At 37.3% G+C, this 9,248-nt stretch carries 6 protein-coding genes; 4 read left to right on the forward strand and 2 right to left on the reverse strand.

Translation table 11 applies throughout. The annotated features are described in order from the left end of the window. Window positions 1–265 precede the first annotated feature (265 nt). The 3 genes from QAI40_RS15635 to QAI40_RS15645 all read left to right on the forward strand — a co-directional run bounded on the left by QAI40_RS15635 (window position 266) and on the right by QAI40_RS15645 (window position 3,642). Entirely contained in the window at window positions 266–1,264 is a 999-nt protein-coding gene (locus QAI40_RS15635) for a SpoIIE family protein phosphatase (protein WP_299983577.1), read from the forward strand. Window positions 1,265–1,305: 41 nt separating this feature from the next. Continuing rightward, window positions 1,306–2,394: an alanine racemase gene (locus tag QAI40_RS15640; RefSeq protein WP_299983579.1), complete on the forward strand. Its 1,089-nt coding sequence runs from the start codon at window positions 1,306–1,308 to the stop codon at window positions 2,392–2,394. Between the two features lie 87 nt (window positions 2,395–2,481). Then, window positions 2,482–3,642, forward strand: coding sequence for an ABC transporter substrate-binding protein (locus tag QAI40_RS15645; protein ID WP_299983581.1), 1,161 nt, complete (start codon window positions 2,482–2,484; stop codon window positions 3,640–3,642). Between the two features lie 34 nt (window positions 3,643–3,676). Here QAI40_RS15645 and QAI40_RS15650 read toward each other — a convergent pair whose 3' ends face one another. After that, the gene (locus QAI40_RS15650) at window positions 3,677–5,266 is read right to left on the reverse strand and encodes a hypothetical protein (protein WP_299983582.1); all 1,590 of its coding nucleotides are present in this window, start codon (window positions 5,264–5,266) and stop codon (window positions 3,677–3,679) included. Then, window positions 5,263–7,722 (reverse strand): MFS transporter, encoded by a 2,460-nt coding sequence (locus QAI40_RS15655; RefSeq protein ID WP_299983584.1) that lies wholly within the window; start codon window positions 7,720–7,722, stop codon window positions 5,263–5,265. Before QAI40_RS15655 ends, QAI40_RS15650 begins: the two co-directional genes overlap by 4 nt. 683 nt (window positions 7,723–8,405) lie before the next feature. Here QAI40_RS15655 and QAI40_RS15660 point away from each other — a divergent pair. Continuing rightward, window positions 8,406–9,125 carry a hypothetical protein gene (locus QAI40_RS15660; protein WP_299983586.1) on the forward strand — a complete coding sequence of 240 codons (720 nt, stop codon included), beginning with the start codon at window positions 8,406–8,408 and terminating at the stop codon, window positions 9,123–9,125. Window positions 9,126–9,248: the final 123 nt, after the last annotated feature.

Here is a 9,248-nt window from a genome sequence, read left to right on the forward strand (position 1 = left end):
ATTCTGAAAATAGCAGCCTCCTTATTTTATATCTCCAACTCACAACTCATATCTCACCACTTTTATTTAAACGACGCTGCAATAACTCATGTCATCCACAGGGTTGTTATGATTTGCTCTCACCTTATGGCAAATATCCAGTGTGTATTGTAATTACTTCAAACCTTTGAAATGGTATACAAGCGTAATCGTACCGGTCGATGAAATCAACATGCCTGCTCAAAAACTTGTTATAAGGCAGAGTTTGATAATAACCTTGATGTTTATGACCGGATTAATTGCGGTCTTTATTCTTGTGACCCGTATTGCAAAGCCAATAAATCTTTTATCATCATATGCAAAAAAACTTCCCGGACTGGATTTTACCAAACCGTTGACCCAGGGAACCCCCATTGATGATTTGCCAGGAAAATATAAAGATGAAGTTGGAGACCTTGCCTCATCTTTTATTTTAATGAGACAGGAGTTAAGCAAGAATATTCAGGATCTTGTTAAAATGACGACTGCAAGACAGAAAATTGAAAGTGAGCTCAACATTGCCAGGGAAATTCAGCTTGGAATGGTGCCGAAAACATTTCCATCTTTTCCAGAGTACAAGGAATTTGATCTATATGCCACTTTGTTACCCGCTAAGGAGATTGGTGGAGATCTTTATGATTTCTTCCTGATAGATAAAGATCATATGTGTTTTACTTTAGGTGATGTCTCAGACAAGGGTATTCCAGCTGCATTGTTCATGGTTGTGACAAGAACCTTGATCAGAACATTAAGTGAAAACGTGTATTCACCCAGTGAAATGATGTTCAATATAAACAATATTTTAAGTGCAGATAATCCAAGGTCCATGTTTGTTACACTTATCATTGGTATCCTGAATATAAAAACCGGTGAAATCAAGTATGCCAATGGCGGGCATAACCCGCCAATTGTACTTCCCAATGATAAGGATGTGTTTTATAAAGAAGGAACAAATGAACCGTTGGTTGGGGCAATGCCGGGTATGTCTTATTCTGATAATTTATTAACCCTGTTACCGGGCGAGAGCTTTTTCCTTTATACAGATGGTGTGAATGAAGCGATGAGCCCGGAGGCGGAGCAGTACTCAAATCAAAAATTGCTTTCCCAGGTATCAAAAAATAGAGATAAATCAGCCAATGAGGTCATTGAGTCAGTCTTAATCAGTATTCAGGAACATTCAAAAACGGCTCCCCAATCTGATGACATTGCCATGTTGATGATAAAATTTAATGGAAAAGAAATTTAGATAATTTAATTTAGATAATTTTATAATAGAGCAATACCACTATGGCCCAACTAATAGTCGATATAAAAAAACTTAAACATAACATCCAATTTTTGGTCCAGTATTGTAATAAATTGGGTTTAAAGATTACAGGGATATTAAAAGGTCCAGGATTAGATGCCACGATCATTCATGAGATGATGTCAAATGGTATTGATAATGTTGGTTTTTCCAATTTGCCAATGGAAAACAATTATGATGAAATTTTTCATAAAAAGCCAGTTTTTATATCCTTGCCCTCTATTTATGAGATTAGTAATATTATTAAGTATTTTGGTACAAGTTTTCATTCTGAAATATCAGTTATAGAGAGGATAAATGAAGAATTGATCACACAGAATAGATCTCATAACATTGTTCTAATGGTTGATACGGGTGATTTGCGTGAAGGTGTTCTGCCGGAAAATGTTGTTGATATAGTAAAAAAAATTCATGAAATAAAAAATTTTAAGCTTAATTTTTCCGGTATTGGCTCAAATATGGGGTGTTGTGCCGGAATGCTTCCCAATGAAGACAATCTTAATATCTTAAACGAATTGGCAGTTCAGATTGAAATGAAATTGGGTTTAGAAGTTAAAACAGTTTCAATTGGCGGTTCTGTTATGCTTGAGTGGTTGGAAAAAAATCGTCTGCCTGATAAAATCAATCAAATCAGGCTGGGTGAAGCTATTTTTCTTGGCAACATTCCCACCATTAATAAAAAACACATTGATTTGCATGATGATGTTTTGATTTTTAAAAGTGATGTGCTCGAGACAAATGAAAAAAAAGTTGATTCTCTAAAAATCTGTGGCAAAGATGCCTTTGGCTGTACACCAAAGTTTGCGTATACAGGTATGAGAAAAAGAGCCATCATGAATTTTGGCATCTCCGATACTTACCCCGAAGGACTGCAACCTCTGATTGATGGTTTAGATATAGTCTGCGTTAATAGTAACTATACCATTATTGATTTTACAAATAGCCATGAACAATTAAAACCAGGTGATTTTGTTGAATTTAAAATGAACTACATGAGCATGCTTCAAGGTTTTATTTCACCATTTACTAAAATTGTATACAAACAGCCGGCAGATAGCATAAATGGATAAATATTTATATAAAGATAGCCAAAATGAAATCAGCATGATATTTGATCTTAATATATATAAAACTATTATAATATGAAAGGTGGGACTATGAAGGGTTTTAACAAAATCAGTGCTGTTATTTTTTTTCTTCTTTTTTTGATTAGTACCTCTGTGGCTGCAAAGGATAAGATGAATTTTGCAACAACGCCTAAAACAAATGGCCAGAATAAATGGAGAATCGGTTATTATGAAGGCGGAGAATACCTTAATTATCAGCTTGTATTTATGTCAACCGTAAAAGAATTGATGACGCTGGGTTGGATCGAACCTGTAACCATCCCGAACCAGGAAGGCGAACAGACAAAAAACCTTTGGAAATGGTTGGTGGAAAATATAAAAAGCGATTATATAGCGTTTGTCAAGGACGGCCATTATACTGCGAACTGGGATGATACTTTAAAAGAAAAAATGGTTGCTAAAATAATTAAGCGATTGAATACGAAAAAGGATATTGACCTGATAATCGCAGCAGGTACGGCAGCAGGGCAGGGTCTTGCAAACAATAAGCACCATACACCTACCATCGTTATCTCGACATCAGATCCTATTGGCGCCGGAATAGTAAAGAGTTCAGAAGATTCAGGTTATGATCACATTCTTGCTCGTGTTGATACGTTTCGGTACGAGCGACAAATCAGGGTTTTTCATGAAGTCATAGGATTTAAAAAATTAGGTATGGCATATGCGAATACAAAATCCGGAAGAGGCTATGCTGCTATAAATGATGTAGAAAAAATATCCAAAGAGTATGGGTTTGAAATCGTCAGTTGTTATACCCAGGATGAAATCCCTGATGTTAAATTGGCTGAAGAAAGTGTTAAAAAGTGTTTTCGTGAGTTGAGCAAAAAGGTGGATGCAATCTATGTCACCGAACAAAACGGCATCAACCCCAATAGTCTTCCAGATCTGGTCAAGATTGTCAATTCAGCACAGATTCCAACATTTTCTCAGGCAAGCTCCAATGAGGTAAAATCCGGTTTTCTAATGAGTATATCCCAGGCCGGCTGGAAATATGTTGGCAATTTTTTTGCAGAAACAATTGCCAAGGTGTTTAATGGTGCAAAACCCGGACAGCTTGAGCAAGCGTTTGAAGAACCACCATTAATAGCAATTAACCTGAAAACAGCAGAGATTATTCAATATGACCCGCCTGTAGATGTATTGGGATCAGCAGATGAAATCTTTACTGAAATAGAATCATCAAAATAGATGTTTTGAAGTTAGACAGAGTTGACGGGGAGTTTTATTTAACAACAACTTTATGGCTCAATAATTGGTAGATATCTGCAGATAGCAGCTTTTTCCATCCAAGGGGAAGTGTTCTAGCGGGAACAGCATCCTGTATGGTTTCAAACATATCTGCCAGATGAGCCTCCCGGACGGTGAGCGTGGACATTTTATCAATATCTGATGTTGTGATGCCACCGTTGGCGATGATTTCCAGTGGTCCTGCAGGCACCATGTATTTATTATTAATCCTTGCCATCACCGCCTGCATGCCGTCAAGATAATAATCAGTCTTGACTTGTACAATTAGGGCAATAAGGTTTTCATACTTTTGGATCTTTTTTAACGCAGATATCAGACCTTTTTTCATGGCCGGAAGGTAAATACCTTGAAAATAACCTCCAACGCAGGCAAGTCCCCGCGCAAACAATAACACAACAAAACATAAGAAAACAGAGGGTAAAAGGCGACCCTTAGAAATGCCATCTATTATGGCTTCCTGTGAATAGGGCCATTCCCAGAGATTTCCATTGTCGTCAATCCCGGAGAACACAGGTATATGGGCGTCATTTGTTTTAATATTGAGCGATAGCTTTCGGCCTTTATCATCCACTCCCCAAAAAAAGATAGTTCCGCATTGTGCCATAGAAATATCGTGTTGTTTGTCAGGGGTGGATACAGATTGTTGATACTCAAGAGCCTCCTGATTCCAGCATCCGTTTATTCCATCCAATTCTGATAGTAAATGACGCCTTAGCTCCGGATCAAATAGAATAAACCATAATAAACTTTGGGGATTTAATAAATCAATTTTTATCAGGCTGCCGGAGATCTTTTCAAATTCAAGACAGATCGAGTTGGGTACAGATTCAAATTGGGGGAAAAGCTGTTTCCAGATAAGATGATTCACAACAACAGACTGGTCTGAATAAGTTGGCAGGTGGACAACAGATTCACTCCCATAATTTTTTTGAAATATGTGATGCAAAGGATCAGAAATTAAAGATGAGATCTTTTTGGCTTTAACCATCTGATTGGCTTTTGATGACGTCCTGTCAATCATTTCAAGATCAAAACCAGGTGCGGAACTTACAACACTTCTTTTAAGCCGGTCCGGAAATAATGGCAATTTTATCGGTATAGCTTCGAATGCTTCGGGTGCTACCTGATAGATAAGAGCTCCCCTAGGGTATACCGCATTGTTAAGGGGAATATTTCCACAGGCAAATACCGGGATTGTTGAGGTTGGGATTCTTTGTTTCAGTACATTCAAGGAAAAAATCAATCTTGCCTGAAATGTCTGAGAAAAGTATTCCACACCATGGTGACTGGCTGTAAGAATAACAGGATAGGTGTCAAGATCTTTCACAGTCTGTTGTGCGACAGATTCCCCCAAGAGCGGTTTCACATAGTCGTAAACAACTTTTAGTACATCCTTTTGTGACTGGTATGTCTTAATTCCAGGCTTTGGAATCAGGATTTGAGCATATTCAAGAAGCGGCATATCTCCATAGGTGTCAATAATTTTTTTAACCATGGGCAGGTGATGGCATGTGAGTTCAAGATAGGTTTCGGATATATTTTGATCCCAGGCAGGGTTTTTCATGATTTGCCTGTTTCGACAGCATGTTTGTTTTTCGGTTGTTTTGAATCATTTTTTGCTACTACAATAAAAACAATAGTCAGCAGTAGATAGCCCGCTCCAAGGTATGTCATAGCTATGCGGATATCCGGAGCAAAAAATAGAACACTGAACAGGATCGGACCGATGACCTGGCCTATTTTTTCAAAGAATGTAAAAATACTTAAAGATTTTCCAATACCAAGTTCATGGGTTTCCTTAAATTTTAATGCATAGGGGCGTGATGCATCAAAACACATTGAAAGGCTTAAAAAAAGAATTGCTACGGCAGTAACGACCATACCACCATAAAAGTAATATATGAGAAAAGCTATACTTCCCAGCACACCATTGATAAAAACATATTTCTTTTTACTATCTGAGGCATCCATGTAGCGGCTTATCGCTGGCGCAATATAAATAAGACAAAGACCAAAGAGCATATATAATCTGCCTATGTTTGACTGTGATGTCCCAAGTCGGTTCAGGTAAATCGGGAAAAAATAATTAATAAAGCCTATCATTGCGATAGCGCTGGGAATAATTCCAAACAATAAGAGTCCGAATATACTTCTGTTGGTAAAGAAATGATATATTTGACTCAGACTGACAACCTTTCCGTTTTGCTCACTCACTATGGTTTCCTGTTTTATAAAGTTTTTTCGTATAAAGAGAAGTATGCTTATAATTAAAAATAATAAAAGGTAGGCCGCAATGAGAAAAACCTCTTGATATCCTATTCTTTCCGATAGCATAGCACCCATGGCTGCGCCGCAGATACTTCCAGCATAAACACCAGCGAATAGTTGAGCAAGCCCCTGAGCTTTACTTTTTTCATCACTGTTGATAATGACAAACCCCTGAGTTGCAATCAATGAAAGGCCGTAGCCGAACCCGACAAGGCCTCTGGAAAGGATGAAATGAAGGGCATCTGGTGCTTTCCATGAATAAATCAGTCCTGCAAAGGCAATCGCAAGTCCCCATAGAAACGGTTCATGCCACCCCCTGCGGTCAATCCATATTCCGCCAAATAAAACGGCAATTCCTGAAGCAAACATCTCCATGGAAATCGGCAGTCCCATTACCATGGTTTTTGAAAGTCCAAAAAGTGGGTCATAGATAGCTTCCATATGAAGTGGAAGAAACGAAATCGACATATCAATGCAGAAGAGAAATAAGAAAGCTACCGGTCTGATCATCTTATAATGAATTTTGTTTTCCAGGGAACGGTCCGTCTGTCTACTAATAAACTGAAATGCCAGAACTATCAATTCACCAAAAAACAGAAAAGAAATAACAATCACTGTAATTGAATCCAGCCCAATTTCAATGAGTTTTTTAGTCAAAGCTTTCTTTAAAAGGTTTGTTGAGATATATCCTTCAATCTGCTCACCCTTCCGCAATTCAAGCCGAAAATTATATTTCGGGTCCGGATTGGTTATTGAAAAAGCAATCTGTTTATTGGTTCCCTGTTTTGTTGCCCAATAGAGAGGTTCACCTTTGGTATCAAAAATTGTGATATCACTTAGTTCTGGTGAATTGGTAATAATTTTTTCCATTTCGACATCTATTTTGACAAGTTTGTTGATATGAATATTTTTATTGAGGAAAAACTCGATGTCTTCTTTTAACATATTTGTGAGCTGGCTTGTCTTTTGTTTGTTTATTTCCAGGTAATAGGTTCGAAAAGAGTAGGTGTTTATTCCTGAAAAGATAATCTGGGCAATGCCAATAACCAAAAACATAATTACCTGAATTTTTAATTTTGGGAATTTGGCATCAAGTCCCTTAGAATTAGAACCACCCGGTATAATAAGACTGAAAATTAGAAACAAAAAAATAACACTACAAAATATAAGAATAGAAATGATTTTAATATTATCTTTTTGAATTTTCTTCTTTATAGATTTGACCTGATTTTGGTTAAAAATAATGACAGCTGTGGCAACCCAGTTTTTCTTCCTGTCCCGAATCGATATATGTGTCACATAGGTGTTCTTGTATTTAATATAGGCAGGTGGTGCAAATGAGTCTTCACTGGTATCTTCGTAATTTATTTTTCCATGTACCGGTAATACAATGCCAACCAGATTCTCATCAGTGCTGAAAAGAATTTTACCATCTGGCAGAACTATTGAGACTGATACATCGGCTGCAGTTGATGTATCAATAATATTGGGTTTATCTTTTTTGGAAACCTTTTTTGTTAAATTATTTTTTGTTTCCAATAAGATTTTTTCCATGCCGATAAATTTTTTAATACTCTTTCCAAAACTTAGGGCACGTTCAAGATTTCGTTTCAAATCCTTACCAACGACGCTGTATTGCGAGGCAATGGATTCTACATAGAATTTTTCAAGCGAATTCAGGGTCAGTATTGCATTGAATCCAAGGGCCAGGATCAGAATGATGACCGTATTTACAATGAGTCTTGACTTCATCGATATGCGTTTTGAATCATTTTTTCCAAGTGTCGGTATGATGCTTTATCCTTTAAAAAACTACCATTCTGCTTTCAGTACAGACCAAAATGCATTTTTTCTCTGTTTTTGGATTAACTCCTTCCCGCAAATCATATACATCTATCAAAGATATGACCCATACAAAAGAGTAATTTACAATTGATTTTTTATAACAGATATTTCTTATTATCACAAATGACGAAACGTTTTTTTAGCGCATCGAATAGTATGCGGTCATGCCCATGAAACCTGCCCATATTTTCCTCCCCGCTGCAAGGTGGTTTATGCAGGGTTTGATGACCCGCCTAAAATGGCGGAAGAAATTGCCAGGCAAGGAGATAGTATGGAATAACAAATGGATTGTTACCGCAAGGTCAGGTATGAAATAAGGACTTTTGTTCAAGCATTGCCGGACAATCTTTGAAAGCAAAAACATTTCAAACATCCTTGTAATTAGTGATTGATGATCATACATTAAATAATATTTCTGGCTTTTATATTACAGGGAAAGGGAGCGAGGGTGAATTTGGGTTGGAATGCGCTTGTTTTTTAGACCCAACTTTGATAGTTGTTTATTTAGATTTTGGGAGTAATAATCTTCTAAAAGTTCAGTACTTGAGTTCAAGTGTTCTTAATGGTAAAGCATAGAGTTAGGTGAACCTATGAAAAAACAGATCCTTCGAACTATCCCGGCTTTCTTATTATTTGTATTTTTGTCTCAAGGACAAATTGTCCGCGCAGATACCGAAAAGTATACTTGGCAGAATTTTTCCGATACCTTTGAATTCTACGATGAAACCAAGTGGGCGACTGTTCTCCTTTATTCAAAATCACAAGGTATTGTTTCTGTGAAGGATGAGAAACTTGTCCTGGAAGCACCGAATTATGAGCCCTGTGAAATTGAAATATATGCTTTATTCACGTTTGAGGGAGATTTTGATATCCAGTCTGACTACAGTATTCAATATACCCCCGGAGAGGAAAAATGCCGTTTCAATGCGGGTATTGTCATGCAGACCCTTGGAGATGAAACAAGCTATAAAACCTATGCAGCTGTGAACCCTGGGAAAAAACCTTTTTCAAGAACCCGGGTAGATTTAGAGGGTGAAAACAACATTGAGAAATACAAAGGAGCCTTTATAGACCAGGATGGCAGCTTTAGGATAGTTAAAGAAAACAATATCATTTCTTCCTATAAAAAAGATGAAGGAAAATGGCGACTTATCTATCAGTTCAAAAAACCTTCTTTGGAAAAACTTCGAATGCGGTTTAAACTACAGACAGGTGACAGTCAAGGACCTGAAAACGAAGCCTGCCCGACTATTATAACATTTGATAACTTTAAAATCAATTCATCCAGCAGTCCCAAATCCACCGCCTAATTTTTTATAGACCCCTCCAAAGGTAAAATCGGGGAATTTTTTTCTTGGTGGGGCCGATTCCGGTGCAGTTTTCCTTTTTTTGAGTTCAGAACCTTGAGATGCCCTTCGATGGGGCTGTTTTTA

The organism is Desulfobacula sp. (assembly GCF_030611305.1).
Taxonomy (GTDB): Bacteria; Desulfobacterota; Desulfobacteria; order Desulfobacterales; family Desulfobacteraceae; genus Desulfobacula.